Raw genomic sequence first — 26,063 nt, 5'->3', positions numbered from 1 at the left:
AACAAAAGCGCTGAAGTTTGGACGTAAAATCTATATGTTGTAGCTTTTCCACAGTACAAGATTTTATAGTTTCCTAAGCAATAAAAAATTCTCAAGCTAAAAAAGGCTTGAGAATGAAGAAATCTATAGTAATAAGTTGGGGTGACTGTCACTCAGCTTTGATTGCACTTACAATTTTATATAACTCAAGGTCAATTTCAACCGGTTCATCCATTGCTAATTTTGCTAGTTGTTTGCCTAAGAAAGGTCCGACTGTTAATCCTGAAGCACCCAATCCGTTTGCTAATAGAAGTCTTTTTGCTCCTGGAACTTCTCCTATAATCGGTAGGAAACCTGGGGTAAACGGACGATATCCTACACGTACCTCGGTAAAAGTACTGTCTGCTAATCCAGGTGCAACTGCTAAGGCTTTACCTAATACCTCGTGCAAGCCTCCAGCAGTAACGCGCATGTCGAACTGCTTATCATCTTCATGCGTTGCCCCAATGACTACTTTTCCATCGTCGAACGCAAGAATATATTGGTCACTTGGCGGCATGACGACTGGCCATTCGGCGGTTTGTGTATTTTCAAGCTGTAAATGGACAATTTGTGCTTTCTGGGCACTAACTTGCAGATGAATACCAAGTGGCTCCACTAATTCTGCCGCCCATGCGCCAGCAGTAATAATGACTTTATCTGCGAAAATTTGACAATCTTCCACTTGGACACCCGTGACAATGTTGTCAGTAGAAGTAAGCTTTGCTGACCCGTGAATAAATACAGCACCATGTTTTTTAGCTGCACTGACTAACGCTTCCCTTAATGCACGTCCGTTTACGCGTGCCGCTCCACTGATGTTAACGGATGCATATTCCATTGAAAGCGGTGGAAATAATTCCGATGTTTCACTTGAATTCAGTTGACGGATATCGCCGATTTCAGGTGCATCATCTCGTCTTTTCACCGCACGTTCTTTCATTTTAACGAGTTTGACAGCATCCGTATGCAAACTGACCGCACCCACGCGCCGGTACCCAGTTTCGGTTTCTCCGACTTCTTCAAGTTGTTGGATGAGTGACGTATAATATGCCGCCCCGCCTTTCGCAAGCGCGTACCAGGCTTTATTTCTCCGTTGGGATAGCCATGGACAGATAATGCCCGCTGCCGCATCCGTCGCTTGCCCCGCGTCCTGACGATCGATAACCGTCACTTTAACTCCTGATTTAGCTAAATGGTATGCTGTCGACGCTCCTAAAATCCCAGAGCCGATAATGATAAACTTCTTCATAATAAACACCTTTTTCACTTTGAATTAATTCCTATTATACCAGTTCTTCTACTAAAGTTTGGTGAATTAACTCGGCTTCGCGCAATTTACCCACAATTCCATTTAAAAACACCACAACCTCATCTTCAGGTTGTGGTGTCTTATCCTCATTCACTTCACACAGATAACAAAGCGGCATCACTGTTTAACTTTTCACCGCGAATGCGTTGGAATTCGGCCATTAACTTTTCAATCGTCAGCTGCTTCTTCTCCTCAGCTTCAACTTCCAAGATGATTTGCCCTTTATCCATCATAATGAGCCTATTGCCTAAATCCATTGCTTGCTGCATATTATGTGTGACCATCAACGTTGTCAGTTGATCCTTTTCTACGAGTTCTTTCGTCAGATTGGTGATTAATGCCGCCCTCGATGGGTCAAGAGCAGCTGTATGTTCATCAAGAAGTAAAATAGACGGTTGTGTAAAAGTCGCCATTAACAAAGAGAGTGCTTGGCGCTCTCCACCTGAAAGCATACCTACCTTAGCATTCAAGCGATCCTCGAGGTTCAAATGTAGTGTTTCAAGTGATTCACGGAATAGGTCACGGCGTTTCTTGTGAACGCCTTTGCGCAATCCGCGTGTTTTATTGCGCGAATAAGCCATTGCTAGGTTTTCCTCAATCGTCATGGAAGGAGCGGTTCCTGCCATCGGATCTTGGAATACCCTTCCAATCATTACGGAACGTTTGTATTCAGGGAGTTTCACAACATTTTTACCCGCGATTTCAATGACTCCAAAATCCGGCGTAAGTGCTCCTGAAATCATATTCATCATTGTTGATTTCCCTGCACCGTTACTGCCGATGACGGTTACAAAATCACCCTTCTTTAAATGCAAGTTGATTTGATCAAGCGCGATTTTTTCATCAGGAGTTGCTTCGTTAAATACCTTATTTATCTGTTGGAGTTTCAGCAATTGCATTCCCTCCCTTGTTTAGTCCTTGATCATAAGTTGTTACTCGTTCAGCATGACGTTTCGCTTTTCTCTTGTTTTCCCGTCTTTTATCAACGTATTGCGGTAAAATAAGTGCCGCTATAACGATAACAGCAGTGATCAACTTCATATCTCCTGTATCGAGAAAATCTACTCGAAGTGCAAGACCCAATACGATTCTATAAATAATAGCACCTGCAATCACTGCAAGTGTTGTTCGCATAATTGTTTTTGTACCAAAGATTGCTTCACCGATAATAACAGAAGCTAATCCGATAATAATCATTCCGATTCCCATACCAATATCGGAAAACTTCGAGTACTGAGCAATCAATGCACCGGAAAAAGCGACAAGCCCATTAGATAGACCTAACCCCAGGATTACAAGCGTATCTGTATTCGCCGAAAAGCTGCGAATCATTTTCTTATTGTCACCGGTTGCGCGTATAGCAAGCCCGATTTCTGTTTGTAAAAACCAATCTACAACGACTTTAATGAGCAATGTAGCTATAATCATTAAAAACAACGTTCCCCATGTAGATGGCAAGTATTCGACACCAAGCGTGCTGAAGAACTGATTGATTGTTTCATCGATACCGAGCGTACTCCAAAATGCATAAAATTTACTAAACAACGTTTCTGCATTTAGCAATGGAATATTTGGGCGTCCCACTGAACTTTCTGACGTCAGCCCCATAATCCTTAAATTAATTGAGTACAGAGCAATCATCATCAAGATACCTGCAAGTAACGGATTAATCTTTCCTTTCGTATGTAAAAGACCCGTAATACAACCTGCCATAAATCCAATGACGATGGCGGCTCCTGTCGCTAATAACGGATGATAACCAAAGACAATCATTGTCGCCGCAACCGCTGCCCCTGTTACGAAACTTCCGTCAACCGTTAGATCGGGAAAATCCAGCACTCGGAATGTGATATACACGCCGAGTGCCATGATTGCATAGATGATTCCTTGCTCTACAGAGCCAAATATAGCACTAAACATACAGAATCATCTCCTAATTCATTCGCTTAATTCAGCTTTCCATTCGTCTTTGATAGTAAGACCGATTGAATCAGCTGTATCTTTATTTATTATAAGTTTTAGATTTTGTGGAATTTGTACAGGTAAAGTAGCTGTTTCACTTTCACCTTTTAGTACTTTAACCGCCATTTGACCTGCTTCATAGCCAATGTCATAATACTCGAATCCATATGCCGCTAATCCACCGCGTTTTACAGAGTCGAATTCGCCAACCATCATAGGGAGCTTATTTTCATTCGCAACTGATATAACGGATTCAAGTGCAGATACGACTGTATTATCTGTAATAATATAGAATGCATCTGCTCTGCCAATTAGTGATTCTGCAGCCTGTTTAACATCAGCAGATGTCGCCACTGGCGCTTCCACAACTTTCATATCCATATCCTTTAGTAGCTCTTTAACAGCATCTACTTGGGCACGTGAGTTCTGCTCGCCTGCGTTAAATACCATCCCAACATTTTTCGCCCCAATTTCTTGAAGAAATTTCATCGTATTCGGGATTGCTTCAGGGTGATTGTCAATCGTACCTGTGACATTTCCACCAGGACTTTCATGTGAAGCCACAAGTTCAGCGCTTACAGCATCCGTAACAGATGTGAAAATAATTGGAATTTCTTGCGTTACGCTAGCTGCCGCTTGAGCACTAGGTGTTGAATTCGCGAAAATCAAATCAACGCCTGCACTTACAAGGTTATTCGCAATTGTTGTATTTGCACTGTTGTCGTTCTGTGCATTTTGTATATCATATTCCACATCAAGCCCTGCATCTTCTATTGCCTTTTTAAAACCATCAAAAGCAGCGTTCAAAGATGGATGCTCTACAATTTGGGTCACACCAATTTTATATTTCGGCGTTTCTTCATTAGTTCCTGGTTCTTTTTCATCGTTTGACGACTTGGATGCATTATCCGTCTTGTCCCCCCCACATGCTGCAAGGATGAACATGACGCTAAATAATGCTACTGCATACTTTAACCATTTAGTCTTCATCTTTATTCCCCCTTTTTCATTATCGCCTTCTTTATAGATCTATCCTTACGACGATAATTATTCGTAACAATACACTGTTTACAAATGTTAGTCAATGGAATTTTAAGTATTCTAAACATTGAAGCGCTTACATTTTCGGACTATTCTATTTTGCTTGCGAACTCTTAACGATTCATCTTCATGTATAAAAACGCAATGGATCACTTAGTTATTATTCACATACAAAAAAACGACCAATCTCCACCGTTGGAGTTTTGACCGTTTTTTTCACCTAAGTAGAGTAAACCTGTCTCAGGGTTGCGTTACTACTTTCATTATTATGATACTTTTTCTTGATATCTATTGATTAACTCATCCAATTCTTGACTGCATGCGACAACAAGAGGATGTGTAAACCCGAAAGTTTTCGCACGTCTATACATCACTTTTCTTTTAATCCCAATTTGTAACAACAACGCCTTTTCATTCAGTAGCCTTTTCACAAATCTTCCTCCATATAATATATTCGGCTTCAAATTATGCAGTTTTATCTAGTAGGTTCAGAAGCTACTAGTACATCGTACAACAATCTATTTAAAAATTATGTCGTATTAAGGCAAGATTACGCTTATTCATAAATTTGTCACAAGTTGCAGGAATATAAGTCGTAATAGTTGATTTTCAATGCTCCGAACACTTTTTAATCATGGGTTTTTTACTTTTTAATAATTCCAACAATAAGGTTTACTCCAAATTCAGCTGGGTATAGATAGATTACAAGGTGAAACAACCTGAAGAAGAAATTCGTAGACGAGTAACCTACCCATAACTTCTAAGGATGAAGTGCACAACCTTGGCGGAAAACATTCTTTACTGCCGACTAGTTACACTTGACGAAAACCACCTAATTTAGATTTAGGTTGTATATCACATAGTTACTTTTCCAGTTGTATGGATTGATGACTAAGGCTTTAACCAAGTAATTACGTTTAATCAACATGTTTTAACTGGGCAATACAGGTTAATCACGATGTGTTAGACCAGGCAAGCGTTACGTTTTTTGTTTAAGTGCAAATTAATTACTGACAGCTTTGTCGAAAGTGGCGACGCGCGTCAGCATCACCAAACTGCAAGATGAATAGTAAATAATCGCCAGTAAAAACGGTTTGTGCTATTGAAAAAACAAGTTTTCCGAGTGCACCCCTTACACAGGGGAACGAAAAAGCGTGGTCCTTTATGGATCATGCTTTTTTCGTCTTTATATACTTCTTCACGACGCATAGGAATTGAATTCGTTTTTCAAGCCATATTAAAGTGGAATACACTTATTGAAATGGAGGGTTTATTATGAGAAAAGATAATCCAAAAGGAAACACCAACAAATCAGTATCATTGCCACCTATATCGAACCAACAAAAATCAAAATCGAATACCATGAAAGAAGAAATTTCGCTTGAACTAGCCGAACTCGGAAACTTAAATCCGAAGCACGAACCAATGACACAAAACAACAGACAAAAGAGTGAATCTGAAAAGACTTACAAGTAATAGAAGGAATTAAACAGGGTAGCTACTAAGAACCACTAGGAATCACCAATCCTAGTGGTTTTTTTCGAACACCCTACGGTAAAAATAAAAGCGTTGAGGAAATCCCATCAATATGTTCCTTATCTGCCCATAAAATAAAGTAATTATAGGGAATTCCATCAATCATTATTGGAGTTGGATATTGTGCAATAACAGCTGCCTGCCCATTCATGTTAGCCGGTTGATCGGCTGAAGGTAAAATGGTACAAGACTGTTCATATGGATTCTGTAATTTTATTATTCGAGGCGCTGAACCATAGGGCATTAATTTTTGAAAAGCTTCGTTATGGCATACCTTGTCAATCGAATCTGCTCCAAAAAGAGCTGAAATTTGAAAAAAGCCATCATCGCCTTCGTATCTTTCATCGCTTACCTTATGCCAACTTGCAGGATATTGAAAGTTAACGCCAAATGTATCATTCGTAAATTCTGCTTTTGACAAATCCATAACCGCTGTTGGCGACCATTGAACTGACGTGATAGTCACCCCATCTATGAGACGAATCGGGACGGGATGGGTTAGATCTAGCACCCACAGCTCATTCGCAAATTCTTGCCCTTTACACCCAGAAAGGTATGCAATTTTTCTTCCGTCAGGTGACCAAGTGACTGGCGTCGAAAAGCAATTCGAAATCGCCCATATCCGATCATCATTCCCAAGACGTTCGACAGTTCTTACTTGTGAAAAATAGCCCCTGTCATCAGATGCGGTTGCACTATACGCAATACGTAAAGAATCAGGTGACCATTCCGGGAAATAGTTTTTGCCACCCTGTCCCCCTTTCACCTCATGGACAGCACCTGTAGCAAGATCCACAGTGTAAATAATTGAAACACTTGCGCCTGGTGTTGTATAAAGAACAAACCGACCATCCGGCGATAGACGCGCATCATGGAGAGGACCATCTGTATTTTTAGTAATTTGCTGTTTAGCTGTTCCGTTTATCCCACTTCGAAACAGCTGACTTATACCGGATGCATCCCGGGCTTGAAACAATAATTCCGTGCCACTCGGAAACCAGCTGACATCGGATGCGCCGGGTTGCCTGAGAGCCTTCGCTACATGTAGCGTGGCATTATACAACATGATTGTTCCTCGGGCCACATAAGCCAAACTTGAACTATTTGGAGACCAGTCGAGACTGAAATCTCCCCCTTCTTCCAACTGATCTATACCAGCAATTAAACCCGTTGCGGCATAAATAACATAAATAATTCTATCCTTCCCCACAAATGCGATTCGGCTGCTATCAGGCGACCAAATTGGTCGCGATCGTGCATCACCTAAACCATTTGTAAGCTTCCTATTTTCCCCAGTCCGCGGATTATACACCCAAATATCATATTGCCCGCCTCGATTTGATGTGTAAGCAAGATATCCTTGATAACCGGTAGGAGCGTAAGGAATACCTAATTTCATTCCTGGTTTAATGGCTGTGGTTGGCAGTTCGTTGACAGTTTGTAAATACTTAGGGTTGTTTTGTCCTCCCGTTGTCACATTGAAACGCTTGGCAACCTGAACCAATGTATCCCTAGGTTGAACGACGTAATAAGATACGCCAGGCGGTATTTCAAGTAACTGCCCTACCCGTATGGCATAAGGTGGCCTAAGCCTATTTTTTTCCACAATCAAAGTAACTGGTACACCATACCTTTGGGAAATCCGATACACAGAATCTCCATTCTTCACACGGTATCTAGTGACGCCTGGTGGAATTGACAGCTGTTGCCCGACTGAGATCCTATATGGAGACGTTAAATTATTTGCGGCAATAAGGGATTTCACGGGAAGTTCCCACCGCTTGGCTATGTTATTTAATGTGTCACCAGTCCGAACTACGTAAAAAAGTTGCACCGTTACCACATCCCTTCATCTTGACAGCATCGTAATTTACCGAGTTAGATATGACCCTAATCCCATAACTCTACCCACCCTATGTTATTCGTCTAGCGGGCGGTGTGTTCTAACTTAAGGTCTTATGTAATGAATGAATGAATGAATGAATGCAATATGTATCTAGTAGGCACTTAACAAGTGGAATGTTCTTCCCACACCGCTTTATCGCTTGGTTATAATCCCACGCTAGATTTGCTCGTTATACTGGTGAGGTATACCACCTAGTTAATTCTAAATAAGTAGTGCCAAATATATAGAACAAAAAAACGAACTGCTCTTTTAATAAAGAGCAGTTCGTGTTTCCAATTTCGCATATTTACTTTTCAAAGACTTGGTGAATCACATCATTCGGCTTACTGTTATTTAGGTTTTTGTAAATGCAGCTTGCTGGTTTTTCTCGCAACGTTTCAGCGAAGGCGTTTGCTAAATCGGCTTCACCCGACACATGGATTTCTTGCCAACCGCGTTCTTTCTTCAGTGTTCCGATAATTTCACCCATTCCTTTGTAGAACCTCTGCAGATTTTCTCTCAGGCGTGGTTCAATTGCGTCACCTTTTGAGCTTCCCATTCCTACATTATGGGCAGCAGAAGCTTTACTTCGTTCCCCCCACCCTTCCAGATTCGGGTCGAAATCATAGGAGAAATCGGCAAGGACAGCTCCCATTGATGTGTCTAAGATACGCACTTCCCCAAAGCTGGGTAAAATAATTCCTGCTTCCGGATACGCTTTGTACATATACTCCATTTCTTCAGTCACCGGGTGATTTTCCCAGTGGAAGCTGGTTTTCACTGGGACCTGAACATAGTGAACCGACCATAACTCTGGGTCAACTGATGCAAAAATCACGACACCTTTGCTTAGATCATTCTTATTATCCTCGACTTCTTTTGCGACTTTTTTCTTTAGCTCATTAAATGCTTTCAATTCATTTTCATCATCCGAAGCCGTCAAATATTCATCAATCCGCTTCAAACCACTCTTCAAATGAATTCTCCACGCCCCATTTAATTGCTCTGGATCACCTGGATTGGTGTTTAAATAGACACTCAATACACAACGGTTATCACAGTGAAAGTCTTTTAAGGTTTGAAGTTCTTTGCTTAATGACATAATTTCATTACCCTCCTTGAGTTTTGATTCGTTACTAGCATACCCACGCACGTCTAGTCTAAAACGAATCATGAGGGATACTGTCTACATAAGACGCCAAGTTTAACTAACAGCACCAAAACTCACGGAAATCATGATGAATCATTCGCTAGTTATTCACTACGTTCAGCTTTCCACTCTTCCTTAATCTCAAGACCAATTTTAGATGCAGCATCTTCATTCATTACAAATTTCAAGTTTTTTGGAACTTGAACAGGCAATTCGGAGGGCTTGCTTTCTCCATTTAAGATTTTCACTGCCATTTGACCTGTTTCATAGCCAAGATCATGGTAATTAAAGCCGTATGCTGCTAAACCGCCTCGTTTCACGGAGTCCAGCTCACCAACCATCATTGGCAGTTTATTTTCATACGCAGCTGACGTTACAGTTTCAAGCGCCGAAACAACCGTGTTATCTTTAATGATATACATCGAATCGACTTTACCAATCAATGAGTCCACAGCTTGTTTCACATCCGCTGAAGTAGCAACAGACGCTTCAACAATAGTTAAATCCATATCTTGTGCTAATACTTTTGCCTTATCCATTTGAGCTCGTGCATTTTGTTCTCCAGAATTAAAAATCATACCTACATTTTTCGCACCTAATTCTTCTTTCAAGAACTTCAGTGTCTGCCTAATGACATCAGGATGCAAATCAATTGTGCCCGTCACATTACCTCCCGGATTTTCCAATGATTCTACTAATTCAGCACCAACAGCATCCGTGACTGATGTGAATACAATTGGAATTTCTTGAGTCGCACTTGCTACAGCTTGTGCACTGGGTGTCGAATTTGCAAAAATCAAATCTACACCCGAGTTAACAAGGTTTGTAGCAATCGTTGTGTTAGCACTATTGTCATTTTGTGCATTCTGCACTATATATTCCACGTCAAGCCCTGCATCTTCCAATGCCTTTTTAAAGCCATCATAAGCAGCATTCAATGAGGGATGTTCTACTATTTGCGTGACACCTATTTTATATTTTTTTGTGTCCTCATTAGTACTCGATTCCTTTTTCCCTCCGTCTCCACATGCCGCAAGAAGTAATACAGCACTAATAATGAAAATCGTCATTTTTATCCAGTTTCTTCTCATTCCATTTCCCCCTTTAGTTAATTAAATCTGCTTATTTTGTAAAAATTTGATTCTAAATGGTAATTTTTCATAATGCTACACCGACTGAGTTTGATAGTCAATGAGGTTCCAAACATTTAGAATACTTAAGCGCTTACATTCGCGTTATTCGCATTGGATTGTCCCTAGCATGTCCAAATTGGACCCAAGCGAAGGCGTAATTCAATTTAGAGGCCTTCCAATTGTTTTGTAATCGCCCGTTTTCACCAATACAAAAAGAACCTACGAAAAAGTTAGTCCTTTTTCATAGGTTCTTCATAATTATTCTATACGTTAGTTTAGTTCAATTCTTAAGTCATCATTTTTGGTTGTCTTTGTGCCAATAACGGTTCTTGACAATCAATTTCTTCACCCGTTTCAATATCAATGAACGTACTTGCTTCATTAAACCAGCAATCTGGCGCTTTGTGACCCCAGAACGTTTGGCGAAGTGGGTCATTTAAATCCCAGCGTTTCGGTTTTAAATCTGGGTCGCTTGTTAAATAATCACCCGTGTAAAGCTCAATGCGGTGGCCATCTGGATCTCTCAAATAGAGAAAGAAGGCATTGGATAATCCATGGCGCCCAGGTCCTCGTTCAATTGAATCTGCATAACCCATACTTGCTAAGACATCACAGCAATCAAGCACGCTTAGCCGATCTGTCAGTGAGTAAGCAAAATGATGCAATTTTGGACCAGGACCACTCATGAATGCTTGGTCATGAACAGTCGGTTTCCGATAAAGCCATGCTGCCCACAAATCCCCCTCTTCAGTATCCGTATACTCTGAACACGAGAATCCTAAGCGATTGACATAAAAATCAAAGGCTTTTTGAACATCAGGTACTGCACAGTTTACGTGATCTATCCTTTGAATTTTTGCTCCTCGATAAAGCTCATAGCGCTGCAGCATCCGGTCAACGGTGGTCATTTCTGCAAAAAACTCCAATGGAATGCCTGAGATATCATGCACTCGAAGAGTTCTTCCAATTGCATGTTGTACCCCTTTTGCCATCCATTTTGTTTTCAGACCTTGTGAAATGAAAAGCTTTTCAATTTCATCAAGATGCTGTTCTTTTTCCACCTTATAACTAAGTACTTCAACAACGGCTTTCTCTGCTTTTTTCAATAGCAAACTGTGATGCGAATGTTCTTCTAAACCTCTTAAGTAAATATGATTTTCATCACTTTCTGTTTCAATCATGCCTAATCCATCAACATAGAACTCACGAGACACCTGCAAATCTACTACATGTAGAACGGTTCTCGCGATTCGAATGATTGAAAAGTCCATCGTGTTCACCATACCCCCCTATATTTTCCCGAACTGCTGAATGTGATGATCAGCAATTGAAACATGAATAACTTTCTGTTCAGTATAAAAACCGAAGGCGTAATGTCCACCTTCACGACCGATTCCAGAGGATTTCGAGCCTCCGAAAGGCGTTCTCAAGTCACGAACGTTTTGAGCATTCACCCAAAGCATTCCTGCTTCAACTTTATGCGCAACGCGGTGACCCCGTTTAATATCGTTCGTCCATACATAACCCGCAAGTCCGTAATCGACGCCATTTGCCAGCTTAATAACCTCATCTTCATCTTTAAATGTCATCACGGTTAGTACTGGACCAAAAATTTCTTCTTGTGCAATGCGCATGTTATTTTCGGCATGTAGTATAAGCGTCGGTGCCACAAAGTTCCCTTTAACTAATTCAATTGGGATATCTCCAGTAATCACTTCAGTACCTTCTTCTTTTGCAATTTCTAAATAACTTTTGACCTTACTATAATGCCCTTTATCGATCAGCGGCCCCACCTCCGTATCTACGTCGAGGGGGTCACCAACTTTAATATGTGCAACACGTATCTTTAGTGCATCAATAAATTTATCTTTAATCCCTTCTTGGACAAACAAGCGCGAGTTCGCAGTACATCGTTCGCCATTAAAAGAGTAAATTCCCCAGACGCAAGCATCCAATGCACGATTGAAATCAGCATCTTCAAAGACAATAATTGGTGATTTTCCACCAAGTTCCATCGAACAACTTTTTAGTGTATCGGCACTATTTTTAATGATCGTTGAACCCGTCGTTGTTTCCCCTGTGAATGAAATAAGCTGGACATCAGGATGCTTAACTAGCGCGTCCCCTGCTGTTTCGCCGTAGCCATGAACAACGTTGAAAACACCTTTTGGAAGATCAGCTTTATGAATCACTTCAGCTAATAGATTTGCCGAAAGTGGAGAAAGTTCTGCTGGCTTTAAAACAACGGTATTACCTGTCGCAAGTGCTGGCGCAACTTTCCATGTCTCCAACATAAAGGGAGCATTCCATGGTGTGATCAATCCTGCAACTCCTACAGGCACATGAATTGTGTAGTTGATAAATTCATCATCTACTTGATAGGCATCTCCAACAAGACGACTTTCTACCATACGGGCATAAAATCTAAAGTTTTCAGAAGCACGGCTTACCATATTTCGAGTTTGGCTAATTGGAAGTCCCGTATCAAGTGATTCCAAGTAAGCGATTTTCTCTATTTCTTCGTCAATCAAATCAGCAATTCGATAAATGTAGGCCATTCTTTTTTTAAGTTTCATCGTTTTCCATGGACCATGATCAAAGGCTTCTCGCGCAGCTGCTACTGCTTTATTTATATCAGCAGACTGCCCTTCAGCAACTTCATTGATTTGTTCATTAGTAAACGGATTCATATTTTTGATCGTTGTCCCACTAAAGGCAGGAGTGAACTCTCCATTTATATAGTGTAAAATATTCTTTTGTGTTTCATGTTTGTAAGAAGCTGACTTGTGGGTTGATATCATACTTATCACCTATTTTCTTATTATTGTTTTATATAGATTGAGATAATGATTCCATCAAATAACGCTTCGGCGCTTAGGGGATGCCTGCGCTGTGTTCAAATACGAACACAATAGAGCCCTTTGAATTGCGGCATCAACTAGCACCGGATTCAAAATTCAATAAATTAACATAAATATATTTAGCACTACTTATTTAGAATTAACTAAGTGGTATACCTCACCAATATAACGAACAAATCTAGCGAAGGAGCGACACTTATGAAAGGCAGCCCAATATCGCCGCATCGTGAAGGCGCCGGAGTAATAAGACCAAGGAGGGATGCAGTTCAATCCCTCCTTGGTGATCTTCTGGCGGGCTTATTGCGTAAGGCCATCACCAAGCGACTAAGCAGTGTTGGAAGAACAACCCACGTGTTAAATGTAATTATATAGTAGATTTATTTCACATTAACTTCCCTAGGTAAAATAGCAAGTTCAATAAGTGATTCTCGAACTTCTTGTTGGATTGCAGCTGATGGTAAGCCTAAAGGTAAGCGAAGTTTCGGCGTAATTTTCCCCATCAGCCCAAGTGCTACTTTAACCGGTGCTGGATTGGTATCTTTGAAGAGTGCATCATTTAATGGCATTAATTCGAAGTGAAGATCTTGTGCTCTAGCAACGTCTCCTGCAACCCACGCATTGTAAAGTTCGGCAACTTTCGTTGGCTCAACATTTGCTGTAGCACTTATAAATCCAGCACCGCCAATTGCAAGCATTGGATAGCAAAGCAGTTCGATTCCTGAGAATAATAGGAAGTCTCTTCCACAATTTAGAAGCACGCGATTTACGTGTTCAAAGTCTTTGTTTGCTTCTTTAACACCGATAATGTTCGGGCAATCTTCAACTAAGCGTTTCATCGTGCTAACTTCCATATTGACGGCGGATCGACCTGGTATATTGTAAATAATGATTGGCGTTGTAACTGAATCCGCAACCGTTTTAAAGTGTTGATAAAGTGCTTCCTGGTTCGGCCTATTGTAGTAAGGTACGATAACCATTGCAGCATCCGCACCTAATTCTTCTGCATATTTCGTTAACTCCATTGTTTCATCATGATTGGTAGATCCTGTTCCAGGTGCAAAAAACACACGTCCAGCAATCGTTTCTTTTGCTAGTTCCATTACTCGTTTTCTTTCAGCAATTGTCAAAGAACTCGGTTCACCACTTGTTCCTGTAACAGAAATCCCATGACTTCCGCTGTCAATTTGCCAATTAATCAAGTCAGTAAATGCTTTTTCATCGATTGCACCACTTTCAGTAAAGGGTGTAACGACAGGACAAATTGAACCTCTTAACTTCTTTTTAGCTTCTTCATATGCCACTAAAACCCACTCCTCTTAAGTTAGTAACTGTAAATATTGAAGTATGGAACGCCATAGAATTCGCTGCGGCGCTAGGGGATGCCTCTCGCCCTAAGCCAAGCAGCTTTGCCGCCAGTCTTAGGGCTTCGGCTCCCCTTTGAAAGGCGCCTTCGCTTAGTTTATACAGGTAGATATTTGTTCGATTGATATTAAAATACTATTCCAGCTTCTTTTTTCGTTTTATCTAAAAAGTTTGTAACCATGTCTTTATAAGGTTGCTTATCAAATCCATCATAATAAGCATTCGACATTCTCACAGGATCTCCAAAGAAATAATATTCATAGAGCGCTTGTCGGTTACCGAACGCACTAATGGAAATATCCCATGCTAAGCGGAATAGCTGCACTTTTTCCTCGCCGTTAATAGTTGCACCTTGTGTGTAACGATGTACTAACGGCCCAACATCCGTATTGCTAAAGTCTGCTTCAGTTGGCAGCGCCATCAATCCTGACGCGCCTAGAATTTTAATGATTTCATTCATGCGCTGATACATTTTCGGGAACCAGTTACGTGCTGCATTTAACGGTTCAAAATCTGGCGTCATATTGCCGTATTGATCAATTTTTGCATTGTGCTCAGATTTATATAAATGAGAACGCATCACTTCTAAAATCACCATGATTTCACTTGCTTTTTCTTTAACATGCATGAATTTATCAATACCAATTGCTTCCATCATACTAATGACAACACCCAGAATAAATTCTGTTTTTACGACGTTTTTAGCAATAACTTGATGCGTCATATGTATAACCGCATTTGTCTCGGTATACGTACGATTACATATATCAGTACTTTCACTTACAAAAACTCTTTCCCATGGAACAAACACATCTTCAAATGAAATGATTGCATCACTCTCATCAAACCTAGCACCTAGTGGGTGATCCCATTTGCTTTTACCATAGTCGAAGGATTCACGGGATAGGAATTTTAAACCTTTTGTATTATTTGGGATTGCAAATGCAAATGCGAAGGGGTCATCTGTAGTACCTGGCGTTCTATTTATAGTGGAAGGGAATACGACTAGCTCATCAGTGATACCACCTAATGTTGCCAAGAGACGACAACCATTGACAATAATTCCGTCTGAAGTCTTTTTCGTAATACGTGCGGAGAGAAATGGATCTTTTTGCTCTGCTTGCGTTAGCATCGACCTGTTTACCTGTGGATGAATTAATGTGTGGGTTAGGCTAATGTCATTTTCACGTGCATACTCATAGTAATCTGCAGCATTTTTGGCGAATTGATCACTTCCGCCGCCTTCTTGCGCAAAAAATTGACTGGCTGTACCGAAGGCCATAATACTCGTGTTCAAATAATCTGGGGAACGCCCCATCATGCCTCCGGAAAAAGTTGCCCATTCGGTATGCATTTCACGTCTCTTAAACAAATCTTCTTTTGTTTTAGGAGCAATAAAAGAAAGCCCTACTTTTTTACCGGTTATCGGTGACGTATAGAGCATTTTTTCTGGCTTTTCATGTTGTAAATCATACAGACCCGCAACGCTTTCCACTACATTTTTAAATGCTGGATGAATGGTAACGTCGTCTACTTTTTTACCATGGATCCATACTTCCGTATTCCGTTCTTTAATACCTTCAATATATTCTTTCCCCGTTCGTGCGCCCATTCTATTCCCTCCTTATTTTGGATAAAGTGAAATTTCACAGTTCATTCTATTTGTATCGAAATAAAGAATTCCCATTGAATCCGCTGCGGCGCTTGGGGATGCCTCTCGCCCTAAGCCAAGCAGCTTCGCCGCCAGTCTTAGGGCTTCGGCTACCCCTGTAAGGCGCCTACGCTCAATTACATAGATAAGGAAATTACTAGTACAATGAAAAAAATGCATTGTTCCAGTTATTCACACCGCACACTGAAGAGAAAAGGCAACACCAAACAATCTCCAAAAGCGTAAGAACTTAAATAATTCATATGTGCAGCACATATAGTCATTTCTTACTTCTTATTTAGAATTAACTAGGTGGCGAACACCTCTACCTGTATAACGAACAAATATAGCGAAGAAGCGACACTAATGAAAGGCAGCCCAATAGCGCCGCGTCCTGCGGCAAAGGCTGCACACCCGCATCCTGCAGGCGCCGGAGTAATAAGACCGACAGTGTTCTTCTGGCGGGCTTATTGCGTAAGGCCATCACCAAGCGACTAAGCGGTGTTGGAAGAACATGCCACTTGTTAAGTACCGTCTATATAGCATTCTTACCTCTTTTTAAATCTCGCATGAATATTATTTTGCTTATAAGTACCCGCTTCACTAAACTCGATTAATTCCATTGACAAGGCTAAATAACGCTTGGCCATTACTAGCGAGAAATGTTCTTTCATCACTTCAAATAGCGCATCACAAACCTCTTTCTTTATTTCTTCCGAACGTCCAGCCCCAATTTTCAACACGGCATGGACAAAAGCATCATCCTCAGCACCATCTGCCACCCGATACTCTTTGAGTTCAATTGCCCTTGAGCGGATTCCCCCCACAGGAAAAATCATATCTCGTGCAATCAAGACTTTATGAATCTCCTCAAATAGCTTTGCAATATTTGCTTCATTTTTAATATTATCCGTGTACTCTACAATAATATGTGGCAAGCAGATTCTTCTCCTTTTCACACTATCGATTTATAAAAGATTCATCTCCGATAATGGTATTTACCAAGCGTCCGATTCCCTCAACTTCGGTGACGACTATATCACCGACAGCTGTATCGACAGACCCTTTAGGAGTCCCTGTTAGAATGACATCATTTTCACTCACCGTCATAAAGCTACTTAAATACGCAATAAGAGCCGGGATATCAAAGATCATATCCGCCGTCGTTCCTTCTTGAACGAGTTCGTTATTGACATGCGTCGTCAATTTCAAATTCATTGGGTCGGCAACATCTACCGCATCGACAATCCACGGGCCGAATGGCGTACCCAAATCACGATTTTTCACGCGCAAATTGGGACGGTAATAGTTCTCTAAATAATCTCTTATCGCATAATCATTAGCGACACTATAGCCTTTTACATAGTTGTAGGCGTCTTCTCTTTTGACATTTCGAGCTGTTTTACCGATGATGACGGCCAACTCACACTCATAATGCATATAAGTAACATCCGCGGGACGACGCGTATAGGCTTGGTGTCCGATAAAGGTATTCGGTCCTTTTAAAAAGACAAGAGGTTCAGTTGGCGCGGCAAATGCAAGTTCTGCTGCATGATCCGCATAGTTAAGCCCTAGCGCAAATACTGTACGTGGCTCTATCGGCGTAAGCCAAGTTACTTTGCTCTCTTCAACTAGTCGACCATCATTTAATTTGAGTTGCCCTTCCCATTCAATTGCTTCATGAATGGCACCCCCATATGCAATTCGTGCTTTTCTCATATTGTCCCGCTCCATTTGAATTCTTTTTCGTCTACAATAACGTTGACTAAACTGCCAATACCAGCAATTTCGACTCGAATTTTATCGCCTATTTGGGCTTGCGGTGCATCTTCAGGAACCCCTACGAGTAACACATCTCCAGGACTTAACGTCATGAACTCAGTAACATCCGCGAGTAAACGAGTGACCGAACGAATCAAATTCGATGTAGAATTTTCCTGCTGAAGTTTATCATTGATGAATACGCGGATCGTTAAATCATCCGGGTTATCCACTTCTTGCCGGTCGATAATCCATGGCCCAATAGGACAAAATCCATCACGTGCTTTGTGCTGAACAGCTGGACGGTATACGCTATCATGCGGCACGCTGACATCGTTGACAATCGTATAGCCCGCCACATAAGTCAGCGCATTTTCTTCATCCACAGCGACGGCTTGCTTTCCTATGACCAACCCAAGAGCCGCCCCCATTTCCAGCCTTGATATCCCCGCTGGCATAGGAATTGCAGCACCATACCAGTTGAAGGTATTTGCCGGTTTTATATAAAGAACAGGAGCAATTGGCGGTGAATTATATGGTTTTTCATTTACAGTATCGCCCAGTCTATCAAGTGCTCCTTTATAGTTCAAAAGCGTACCAAAAACTGTTCCTGTAATCGGGGTGTCAAACTGTATGTCATTGGCACTTAATACGCTGTCCTTTATCGTGATGGTATTCGTAACTATATTCACATCCACTGCAACTAATTCATTTGCCCCCAACACTTTGATCCTTGCCCTGCTCATACGTTCCACTCCTTTGCTACGCATAACCAAATAGAAATTAGTACACGGATAACAATGCTTTGTCGCTCGTTAACTTTTCGCCGCGTATGCGTTGGAATTCATCCATCAGTTTAGGAATGGTTAATTTCCTTTTCTCATCGGCATCTATTTCTAAAATGATTTGCCCTTTATCCATCATAATAAGCCTGTTCCCTAGGTCGAGCGCTTGCTGCATATTATGGGTAATCATCAGCGTTGTAAGTTGATCCTTTTCAACAAGTTGCTTTGTTAATTTTGTAATTAATTCGGCTCGTGCTGGATCTAGTGCAGCTGTGTGTTCATCAAGAAGCAAAATAGATGGTTGTGTAAAGGTAGCCATCAACAGTGAAAGTGCTTGCCTCTCTCCGCCAGAAAGCATTCCTACTTTTGCATTCAATCGGTTTTCAAGGTTTAAATGAAGGGTTTCAAGCGATTCACGGAACAATTCACGACGATTCTTATCAACGGCCTTTTTTAATGCACGTTTTTTGTTTCGTGAATAGGCCATTGCAAGGTTTTCTTCAATTGTCATTGTAGGAGCTGTCCCCGCCATGGGATCTTGAAATACCCTTCCAATCATTTGTGAGCGCTTGTATTCAGGCATTCTTGTAACAACATTAGTAGCAATTTCAATAACTCCAAAATCAGGAGAAAGAGCGCCTGAAATCATATTCAACATCGTCGATTTCCCGGCACCGTTGCTTCCAATCACAGTCATAAAATCTCCAGGATTTAATGTCAGATTAATTTGATCCAAAGCAACTTTTTCATCAGGTGTTGCTTCATTAAACAATTTATTAATCTGACTGAGCTTTAGCAACGGGATTCCCCCCCTTCATTTGCAACTGTTCATGCTCTATTAACCGCTCTGCATGGCGTTTAGCTTTTCTATTTTTTTCTCGCTTCTTTTCAAAGAACTGCGGTAAAATCAATGCACCAATTACAATAACAGCTGTAATTAATTTCATATCACCCGTATCGAGAAAGTCCACTCTAAGTGCAAGGCCGAGTACAATTCTATAAATAATGGCTCCTGCAATGACAGCAAATGTCGTTCGCATAATCGTTTTCGTACCGAAAATTGCTTCACCAATAATAACGGAAGCTAGCCCGATGATAATCATTCCGATTCCCATTCCTATGTCAGCAAACTTGGAGTACTGGGCGATCAGTGCTCCAGAAAAGGCAACGAGTGCATTTGAAAAGCCAAGACCTACAATAACAAGTGTGTCTGTATTAGCTGATAAACTACGAATCATTTTCTTGTTATCACCGGTAGCCCTTATCGCAAGACCGACTTCCGTTTTCAAAAACCAATCGACGACAAATTTAATGAGCAAAACGATAATAATCATGATGAACAATGTACCCCAGGTTGAAGGCAAGTGTTGGAATCCTAGCATGCTAAAAAAATTGTTAATTGACGTGTCGATACCTAGAGGGCTCCAAAATGTTTTGAACTGAACAAACAATGTTTCGGCATTTAATAAAGGTATATTCGGACGACCAATGGAATTGGCAGACGTCAGTCCCATTATGCGTAAATTTAGGGAATACAAGGCAATCATCATTAATATTCCAGATAGAAGTGCATTGATTTTTCCTTTTGTGTGTAGGAGGCCAGTTACGCACCCAGCAAGAAAACCGATAACAATGGCTACTGCTGTAGCAGCCACCGGATGATATCCGAAGATAATCATCGTGGCAGCAACCCCAGCTCCTGTAACAAAACTTCCGTCAACCGTTAAATCTGGAAAATCCAAAACTCGGAATGAAATATACACGCCAAGTGCCATAATTGCATAGATGATTCCTTGCTCTACAGAGCCAAATACAGCTGAAAACATGTAGAATCACCCTCCTATTTACTCACTAAACTCGGCTTTCCATTCGTCTTTAATGTCGAGCCCTAGAGTAGATGCCGTGCCTTTATTCATAATCAATTTTAATTTTTGTGGAATTTGAACGGGTAAGTCAGCTGGTTTACTTTCACCTGTTAAGATTTTCACAGCCATTTTTCCTGCTTCATAACCGATGTCAAAGTATTCAAATCCATATGCTGCTAAGCCACCTCGTTTTACAGAGTCAAATTCACCAACCATCATTGGTATTTTATTGTCATTCGCGACTGAAATGACGGATTCAAGTGCAGAAACAACTGTGTTATCTGTGATGATATACATGGAATCTACTTTACCAAGCAATGATTCAGTCGCTTGTTTCACATCTGCGGATGTAGAAACCGATGCTTCGACAACAGTCATATCCATATCTTTCAACATTTCTTTTACAGCATCTACTTGGGCGCGGGAGTTTTGCTCACCAGAGTTAAACACCATTCCAACATTTTTTGCTCCCAATTCGTCTTTAAGGAACTTCATTGTTTTTGTGATTGCATCAGGATGCGCATCAATTGTCCCCGTTACATTACCTCCCGGACTTTCCATAGAGTCAACGAGTTCTGCCCCAACCGCATCTGTTACTGAAGTGAAAATGATTGGAATTTCCGAAGTAGCGCTGGCAGCGGCTTGAGCACTAGGAGTTGAGTTTGCGAATATTAAATCAACATCCGCGCTGACAAGATTCGTCGCGATTGTCGTGTTGGCACTGTTATCGCCTTGGGCTATTTGAACATCATATTCCGCATCAATACCCGCATCCTCTAAAGCCTTTTTGAAACCATCAAAAGCTGCATTGAGTGATGGATGTTCTACAATTTGGCTAACGCCTATTTTATATTTCTTCGAGGAAGTTGCGTTATTCTTAACTTTTCCATCTCCGCATGCCGCAAGTAGTAATACAGCGCTGAAAATAACAGCCAATACTTTTTTCGAACCTTTCTTCATTATAATTCCCCCTTTTAAAATGCGTTTAGATCGTCGACAAGTCTTTCTCACTTACCGGCGCGGCATGAATCGCTTGTCCGATTAGCCCCTCTACCGCTTCAAGTAGTCCTTCATTGAACCCTGGATGTGCATAATGTGGGAATTTAATATCTTCTTCTTTCGCAGCCATTTCAAGCAACTGTACAAACGAACCCGACATTTCAACGGCCCCTTCACCAATCATATGAATGCCTTGAATGATTTCAGTTGTTGCATCAGAAATAACTTTAATAAACCCTTCTTTTTTACCAGTAATTGTTGCATAACCGTTGCCGCCAAGCGCAAATTGACTGACTCGAACGTCCAACCCGAAGTCGCGCGCACGTTGTTCCGTAAGCCCTACAGAAACGATTGGTGGAATCGTATGCGCAATAACCGGCATAAATGTCAGATCGACTTCTGTTTGTTGTCCTGCAATTGATGCCACAGCAGCTTTTCCTTGTTTGATCGCTTTCACCGCAAGCACTGGTCCCCCCGTTACATCACCAATTGCATATATAGTAGGTATCGATGATTGCATATTTCCGTCTACCTTTACGAAACCCTCGCCTGTAAGTACAATTCCGAACCGGCTTATGCCGAGAGCCTCTAAATTGGGTCTCCTAGTTCCAGAAACGAATAGATGTGATCCACTTATTGTCTCTTCTACGTTTTTATCCGTTTGAAACGTTAGTGTAATTCCATGCTTTGTTTCATTTGTTGCTATGAATTCAAGTTCTTTATGGATTTTCAATTTACGTTTTTTAAATAAACGATTTAATTCCTTATTAATGGATTCATCAAATGGAAAAACTGCTTGATCATCAATCACGACACTGACTTGCGCTCCTAATGCCGCAAAACTTGAAGCTGCTTCAAGTGCTATATAATCATGACCTCTTACAATAAGGTGTTTGGGTACCTCTTCCAATTTAAATAGTTCATGCGGCAATAGAATTCTTTCCCCTTTTTCTTGAATTATAGATGGCATAATCGGGGAACTTCCTGTCGCGATTATGACTTGCTTAAATTCAAAAATATCAAATTGATGGCCATTTTCTACGCCTATTCTATCTACTGCGAGGAAAGTAACTTTGCCACGGATTATTTCAATTTTATTTTCATTGCATAGACTTTCTACGCCGGACCTGAGCTGATCGATAACTTTGGTTTTATAGGTAACTAGCTTTTTGATATCGAATAGGTTATCCAATGTCCCCATTCCAAGGTCTTGCAAATGGGCTGTTTCTGAACGTTTTCCTGCTGCATGTGTAAAGATTTTAGATGGAATGCACCCTTCATTCAGACATACACCGCCCATTTTGGCCTGTTCAATTAGCGTCACTGAGAGACCAAGTTGTGCACCACGTATGGCAGCAGAGTAGCCGCCTGGTCCCCCACCAATGATAATGAGATCTCTTTCCTGACTGATTTCCCCAACAACCATTTCAAATCATCTCCATCATCAGCTTGTGAGGCTGTTCAATTAGGCTTGCAAAGCGATTCGTAAAAGCTATAGCCGTCCCGCCGTCAGCAACACGATGGTCAAATGCCATTGACAGTGTCATGATATGACCAATAACGATTTCATCTTGCTCATTGACAATTGGTTGTTTTTTCGTTTTGTGGAAAGCAATAAGGGCTGTTTCAGGGTAGTTGATAATTGGTGTTGCACCTGTACTACCAAGGGGTCCTACATTGCTCACTGTAAATGTACTATTTTGCATTTCAAACGGTCGTAATTTACCAGCGATCGCTTTTGCTGTTAACTCTTTGACGTCTTGGTTAATTTCTTTGATTGATTTCTTATCGACATCATGGATAACAGGGACAATTAGTCCGCTTTCGGTGTTTGTCGCAATACCAATATGATAGTTTTTCTTGAGTAATATCCGATTATTTTCTTCATCAAGTTCAGCATTGAATATCGGAAAATCCTTCAATGAAATAACAAGTGCCTTAATAAGAAATGCCGAAACACTAACCGATTCACCATCAGCTTTCAATTGCTCTCTCATTTTAAATAAGTTCGTCATATTGACCTCGTCAAAATGAGTGACATGAGGAATTGTAAAGAGTGATTTCGTCATCTTTTCCGCAATTTTTTTCCGGATCCCTCTAAAAGGAATTTCATTAGGAATCTCTTGACTAACCTCAGTAAGCCTACTGTCCTTGTTTGGTTCCGTATCAGCTTGTTTTCCTTGTAAGAATCGAAAAACATCGTCTTCGGTTATTCTTCCAGAGGAATCACTAGCCTTGACATCTTCAATATTTATGTTGTTGTCGCGTGCGATTTTGCGTGTGTATGGTGCAGCAAGTACACGCTTAAAAGGCATATGAGGGGATTTTTCTCCTAGTTTAATTGACGGGATTGCTTTCTTCTCAGCACTTTGCTTCGTTTCTACATGTGATTTTCGATCTGCCCGAGCGGCTTCATCTATTTCAATGTAAAGTAGACTTGTTCCGACCTGAACGGTTTGCCCTACTTCAATTCGAATTTCTTTCACGATACCTGAGCAGGGGGAAGTAAGTTCTGCGACCATTTTGTCTGTTTGTACTTCGACAAGTGGCTGATCCGTCATCACTGAATCTCCAACTTTGACTAAGTAATGAATCACTTCCCCTTCGGTCATCCCTTCTCCAATATCATGTAACTTTACTTCGAGCATTCCATTTCCTCCTTAAAAATGAAGCACTTTTTCTATACCTTCAACGACGCGTGCCGGTGTTGGAAGATAATGTTCTTCTAATGTGAAGAATGGAACCGGTACGTCGAATCCTGTAACGCGTTCAATTGGAGCACGTAGGTAAAGGAAAGAAGTGTCATTGATAATCGAAACGATATCGTTGCCGAGTCCCCCGGTATGATGCGCTTCATGAATGATGACCGCTCTCGTTGTCTTTTGCACGGACTCAGCAATAATGTCACGATCGATTGGATACAATGTTCGCAGATCGATTATTTCACAACTAATCCCCTGTTTCTCAGCCTGTTCAGCTGCTTTCTCCGCGATTGAAATCATGGCTCCCCACGCAATAAGCGTGACATCCGAACCTTCACGAACAATCTTCCCTTTACCAATTTCCACAGTATATTTCCCAACAGGTACTTCTTCTCTCTTTGAGCGATAGTTTTTCATAGGCTCCAAAACAAGTACAGGGTCAGGATCTTCCATCGCCGCAATCAATAACCCTTTTGCATCATACGGAGTAGAAGGACAGACAACCTTGATGCCAGGCATATGCGTGAATAAAATTTCCGTACTATCAGAATGGATTTCGGGCGCGCGAATTCCTGCCCCATATGGTGCTCGAATAACCATTGGCACAGTAAAACGGGACATCGACCGCATTCGAATTCGTGAAACATGTGTCATAATCTGTTCGTACGCGGGGTAGATAAAACCCAGGAACTGGATTTCTGCAACCGGTCTAAAACCATTTACCGCAAGACCAATTGACGTGCCAATTATTCCTGCCTCTGAAAGTGGGGTATCGACTACCCGGTCATCACCAAACTGCTCCTGAAGTCCTTCTGTTGCACGAAACACGCCGCCATTTTTACCGATATCTTCACCGAGTATAATGGTTCGATTATCCTCTGCTAGTATCAACCGCATGCCATCATTAATCGCTTGAATTAGCGTCATCAGTTTTGTCGTTTCATTTTTCCGATTCGGCTCTTTCAATTGGGTCATCACTCACAGCCTCCCTAAATGTGCAAGATACGCTTGTTTTTGTTCAACGAGTTGAGCCGGCATTTCAGCGTATACATGATCGAAAACGTCAGCTACATTTGGCGGCGGGAACTTTTCCATTTCTACTACTGCGGCTTCGACTTCACTAGTTGTTTTTTCTTGAGCAGCTTGAATCCACTCATCATTCCAGTAGCCATAGTTTTTCATAAACAATTCTAATCGGATAAGCGGGTCAACAAAATTCTTCCCTTGTTCTTCAGAACGGTATTTAGACGGATCATCAGCAGTCGTATGGGCACCTTTTCGCCATGTAACCGCTTCTATCAATGTCGGACCATTTCCACTCCGAGCATAGTCAAAGGCCTTTTTCGTTTCAAAGTAAACTGCAAAACAATCATTCCCATCGATCCGATACCCTGGCATACCATAGGCAACTGATTTTTGTGCTATCGTTGCAGAATTCATCTGTTTTTCAATCGGAACCGAAATCGCGTACCCATTATTTTGATTAAAAAAGACGACTGGCACTTTGAATACGCTGGCAAAATTTAGTCCTTCATGGAAATCCCCTTCCGAGGTAGCGCCGTCACCGAAATAGGCAATTGCTGCATTTTGTGTTCCTCTTCTCTTTTCAGCCCATGCGGCACCTACGGCATGGGGAAGTTGTGTCGCGATTGGAACGGCTGGTGGAAATATATTTTTATCCGCTGGTGCTACACACCCTTCTACTCTCCCATTCCAGTACAAAAAAGTTGTGGCCATATTTTTACCGAACGTGATCGTCGCACCATGATCACGATACGTTGGGAAAACCCAGTCTTCTGCGTTTAATGCAAGTGCGCTACCCACTTGAGCAGCTTCTTGTCCTTCAAAAGGCGCATAAGTTCCTAGTCGACCCTGTCGTTGCAAATTAATGGCTTTTCTATCAAATGTACGAATTCGTAACATGTGATAGTACAAGTTTCTTACCAATTGCTCATCTATCTGCTTTTGAAAACTCATGTCAACAAGAAAGCCTTTATCATCTACTATTCTTTTTATAGGATAGTTATGTTCCACTTAACT

The 26,063-nt window shown here is 41.2% G+C and carries 23 protein-coding genes; 1 reads left to right on the top strand and 22 read right to left on the bottom strand.

Annotation, left to right across the window (positions count from 1 at the left end):
* Positions 1–148: 148 nt before the first annotated feature.
* The 5 genes from H2672_RS09235 to H2672_RS09215 form a co-directional block, all read right to left on the bottom strand.
* Positions 149–1,270 (bottom strand): NAD(P)/FAD-dependent oxidoreductase, encoded by a 1,122-nt coding sequence (locus H2672_RS09235; RefSeq protein WP_186671021.1) that lies wholly within the window; start codon positions 1,268–1,270, stop codon positions 149–151.
* A 155-nt stretch (positions 1,271–1,425) separates the two neighbouring features.
* Complete coding sequence (locus H2672_RS09230; RefSeq protein WP_186671020.1) at positions 1,426–2,223, bottom strand: ABC transporter ATP-binding protein; 798 nt, start codon at positions 2,221–2,223, stop codon at positions 1,426–1,428.
* Entirely contained in the window at positions 2,198–3,250 is a 1,053-nt protein-coding gene (locus tag H2672_RS09225; protein WP_186671019.1) for an ABC transporter permease, read from the bottom strand. The genes H2672_RS09230 and H2672_RS09225 overlap by 26 nt, the downstream gene beginning before the upstream one ends.
* Positions 3,251–3,268: 18 nt before the next feature.
* A complete protein-coding gene (locus H2672_RS09220; protein ID WP_186671018.1) occupies positions 3,269–4,282 on the bottom strand; it encodes an ABC transporter substrate-binding protein in 1,014 nt (337 codons plus the stop codon).
* A gap of 317 nt (positions 4,283–4,599) precedes the next feature.
* Complete coding sequence (locus tag H2672_RS09215) at positions 4,600–4,764, bottom strand: Spo0E family sporulation regulatory protein-aspartic acid phosphatase (RefSeq protein WP_186671017.1); 165 nt, start codon at positions 4,762–4,764, stop codon at positions 4,600–4,602.
* 844 nt (positions 4,765–5,608) lie between these two features.
* Here H2672_RS09215 and H2672_RS09210 point away from each other — a divergent pair.
* Positions 5,609–5,809, top strand: a complete 201-nt coding sequence (locus tag H2672_RS09210) for a hypothetical protein (protein ID WP_186671016.1) — start codon at positions 5,609–5,611, stop codon at positions 5,807–5,809.
* 73 nt (positions 5,810–5,882) lie between these two features.
* Here H2672_RS09210 and H2672_RS09205 read toward each other — a convergent pair whose 3' ends face one another.
* The 17 genes from H2672_RS09205 to pdhA all read right to left on the bottom strand — a co-directional run bounded on the left by H2672_RS09205 (position 5,883) and on the right by pdhA (position 26,057).
* Positions 5,883–7,703 carry a LysM peptidoglycan-binding domain-containing protein gene (locus H2672_RS09205; RefSeq protein ID WP_186671015.1) on the bottom strand — a complete coding sequence of 607 codons (1,821 nt, stop codon included), beginning with the start codon at positions 7,701–7,703 and terminating at the stop codon, positions 5,883–5,885.
* A gap of 358 nt (positions 7,704–8,061) precedes the next feature.
* Positions 8,062–8,856: a VLRF1 family aeRF1-type release factor gene (locus H2672_RS09200; protein WP_186671014.1), complete on the bottom strand. Its 795-nt coding sequence runs from the start codon at positions 8,854–8,856 to the stop codon at positions 8,062–8,064.
* A 152-nt stretch (positions 8,857–9,008) separates the two neighbouring features.
* Positions 9,009–9,995 (bottom strand): ABC transporter substrate-binding protein, encoded by a 987-nt coding sequence (locus tag H2672_RS09195; protein WP_186671013.1) that lies wholly within the window; start codon positions 9,993–9,995, stop codon positions 9,009–9,011.
* Between the two features lie 329 nt (positions 9,996–10,324).
* On the bottom strand, positions 10,325–11,308 hold the full coding sequence (gene hpaD, locus H2672_RS09190; RefSeq protein WP_186671123.1) for a 3,4-dihydroxyphenylacetate 2,3-dioxygenase: 984 nt from the start codon (positions 11,306–11,308) through the stop codon (positions 10,325–10,327).
* Positions 11,309–11,326: 18 nt separating this feature from the next.
* The gene (hpaE, locus tag H2672_RS09185; protein WP_186671012.1) at positions 11,327–12,838 is read right to left on the bottom strand and encodes a 5-carboxymethyl-2-hydroxymuconate semialdehyde dehydrogenase; all 1,512 of its coding nucleotides are present in this window, start codon (positions 12,836–12,838) and stop codon (positions 11,327–11,329) included.
* A 437-nt stretch (positions 12,839–13,275) separates the two neighbouring features.
* A complete protein-coding gene (gene hpaI / locus H2672_RS09180) occupies positions 13,276–14,199 on the bottom strand; it encodes a 2,4-dihydroxyhept-2-ene-1,7-dioic acid aldolase (RefSeq protein ID WP_186671011.1) in 924 nt (307 codons plus the stop codon).
* 188 nt (positions 14,200–14,387) lie between these two features.
* A complete protein-coding gene (hpaB, locus tag H2672_RS09175) occupies positions 14,388–15,872 on the bottom strand; it encodes a 4-hydroxyphenylacetate 3-monooxygenase, oxygenase component (RefSeq protein WP_186671010.1) in 1,485 nt (494 codons plus the stop codon).
* A gap of 587 nt (positions 15,873–16,459) precedes the next feature.
* Positions 16,460–16,849, bottom strand: a complete 390-nt coding sequence (locus H2672_RS09170; RefSeq protein ID WP_186671009.1) for a 5-carboxymethyl-2-hydroxymuconate Delta-isomerase — start codon at positions 16,847–16,849, stop codon at positions 16,460–16,462.
* Between the two features lie 22 nt (positions 16,850–16,871).
* Entirely contained in the window at positions 16,872–17,630 is a 759-nt protein-coding gene (locus H2672_RS09165) for a fumarylacetoacetate hydrolase family protein (protein WP_186671008.1), read from the bottom strand.
* Positions 17,627–18,418, bottom strand: coding sequence for a fumarylacetoacetate hydrolase family protein (locus H2672_RS09160; RefSeq protein ID WP_186671007.1), 792 nt, complete (start codon positions 18,416–18,418; stop codon positions 17,627–17,629). The genes H2672_RS09165 and H2672_RS09160 overlap by 4 nt, the downstream gene beginning before the upstream one ends.
* 37 nt (positions 18,419–18,455) lie before the next feature.
* The gene (locus tag H2672_RS09155; RefSeq protein WP_186671006.1) at positions 18,456–19,256 is read right to left on the bottom strand and encodes an ABC transporter ATP-binding protein; all 801 of its coding nucleotides are present in this window, start codon (positions 19,254–19,256) and stop codon (positions 18,456–18,458) included.
* Complete coding sequence (locus H2672_RS09150; protein ID WP_186671005.1) at positions 19,234–20,283, bottom strand: ABC transporter permease; 1,050 nt, start codon at positions 20,281–20,283, stop codon at positions 19,234–19,236. Before H2672_RS09150 ends, H2672_RS09155 begins: the two co-directional genes overlap by 23 nt.
* 18 nt (positions 20,284–20,301) lie before the next feature.
* On the bottom strand, positions 20,302–21,282 hold the full coding sequence (locus tag H2672_RS09145; RefSeq protein ID WP_186671004.1) for an ABC transporter substrate-binding protein: 981 nt from the start codon (positions 21,280–21,282) through the stop codon (positions 20,302–20,304).
* A gap of 25 nt (positions 21,283–21,307) precedes the next feature.
* Positions 21,308–22,747, bottom strand: coding sequence for a dihydrolipoyl dehydrogenase family protein (locus H2672_RS09140; RefSeq protein ID WP_186671003.1), 1,440 nt, complete (start codon positions 22,745–22,747; stop codon positions 21,308–21,310).
* A gap of 1 nt (position 22,748) precedes the next feature.
* Positions 22,749–23,969 (bottom strand): dihydrolipoamide acetyltransferase family protein, encoded by a 1,221-nt coding sequence (locus tag H2672_RS09135; RefSeq protein WP_186671002.1) that lies wholly within the window; start codon positions 23,967–23,969, stop codon positions 22,749–22,751.
* Between the two features lie 12 nt (positions 23,970–23,981).
* On the bottom strand, positions 23,982–24,998 hold the full coding sequence (locus H2672_RS09130) for an alpha-ketoacid dehydrogenase subunit beta (protein WP_186671001.1): 1,017 nt from the start codon (positions 24,996–24,998) through the stop codon (positions 23,982–23,984).
* Between the two features lie 3 nt (positions 24,999–25,001).
* Positions 25,002–26,057, bottom strand: a complete 1,056-nt coding sequence (gene pdhA / locus H2672_RS09125) for a pyruvate dehydrogenase (acetyl-transferring) E1 component subunit alpha (RefSeq protein ID WP_186671000.1) — start codon at positions 26,055–26,057, stop codon at positions 25,002–25,004.
* Between the last annotated feature and the right edge of the window lie 6 nt (positions 26,058–26,063).

It is taken from the genome of Sporosarcina sp. BP05 (assembly GCF_014282005.1).
Lineage (GTDB): Bacteria > Bacillota > Bacilli > Bacillales_A > Planococcaceae > Sporosarcina.
The sequence above is the reverse complement of the archived record's forward strand: the minus strand, read 5'-3'. Positions and strand labels throughout refer to the sequence as shown.

Coding starts and splice junctions, on each gene's coding strand:
- H2672_RS09130 (WP_186671001.1), bottom strand. CDS start 24,998: ATGACCCAATTGAAAGAGCCGAATCGGAAAAATGAAACGACAAAACTG.
- H2672_RS09200 (WP_186671014.1), bottom strand. CDS start 8,856: ATGTCATTAAGCAAAGAACTTCAAACCTTAAAAGACTTTCACTGTGAT.
- H2672_RS09135 (WP_186671002.1), bottom strand. CDS start 23,969: ATGCTCGAAGTAAAGTTACATGATATTGGAGAAGGGATGACCGAAGGG.
- hpaE (WP_186671012.1), bottom strand. CDS start 12,838: ATGATATCAACCCACAAGTCAGCTTCTTACAAACATGAAACACAAAAG.
- H2672_RS09165 (WP_186671008.1), bottom strand. CDS start 17,630: ATGAGAAAAGCACGAATTGCATATGGGGGTGCCATTCATGAAGCAATT.
- hpaD (WP_186671123.1), bottom strand. CDS start 11,308: ATGGACTTTTCAATCATTCGAATCGCGAGAACCGTTCTACATGTAGTA.
- H2672_RS09210 (WP_186671016.1), top strand. CDS start 5,609: ATGAGAAAAGATAATCCAAAAGGAAACACCAACAAATCAGTATCATTG.
- H2672_RS09220 (WP_186671018.1), bottom strand. CDS start 4,282: ATGAAGACTAAATGGTTAAAGTATGCAGTAGCATTATTTAGCGTCATG.
- H2672_RS09225 (WP_186671019.1), bottom strand. CDS start 3,250: ATGTTTAGTGCTATATTTGGCTCTGTAGAGCAAGGAATCATCTATGCA.
- H2672_RS09145 (WP_186671004.1), bottom strand. CDS start 21,282: ATGAAGAAAGGTTCGAAAAAAGTATTGGCTGTTATTTTCAGCGCTGTA.
- H2672_RS09195 (WP_186671013.1), bottom strand. CDS start 9,995: ATGAGAAGAAACTGGATAAAAATGACGATTTTCATTATTAGTGCTGTA.
- H2672_RS09160 (WP_186671007.1), bottom strand. CDS start 18,418: ATGAGCAGGGCAAGGATCAAAGTGTTGGGGGCAAATGAATTAGTTGCA.
- H2672_RS09235 (WP_186671021.1), bottom strand. CDS start 1,270: ATGAAGAAGTTTATCATTATCGGCTCTGGGATTTTAGGAGCGTCGACA.
- H2672_RS09150 (WP_186671005.1), bottom strand. CDS start 20,283: ATGTTTTCAGCTGTATTTGGCTCTGTAGAGCAAGGAATCATCTATGCA.
- H2672_RS09140 (WP_186671003.1), bottom strand. CDS start 22,747: ATGGTTGTTGGGGAAATCAGTCAGGAAAGAGATCTCATTATCATTGGT.
- hpaB (WP_186671010.1), bottom strand. CDS start 15,872: ATGGGCGCACGAACGGGGAAAGAATATATTGAAGGTATTAAAGAACGG.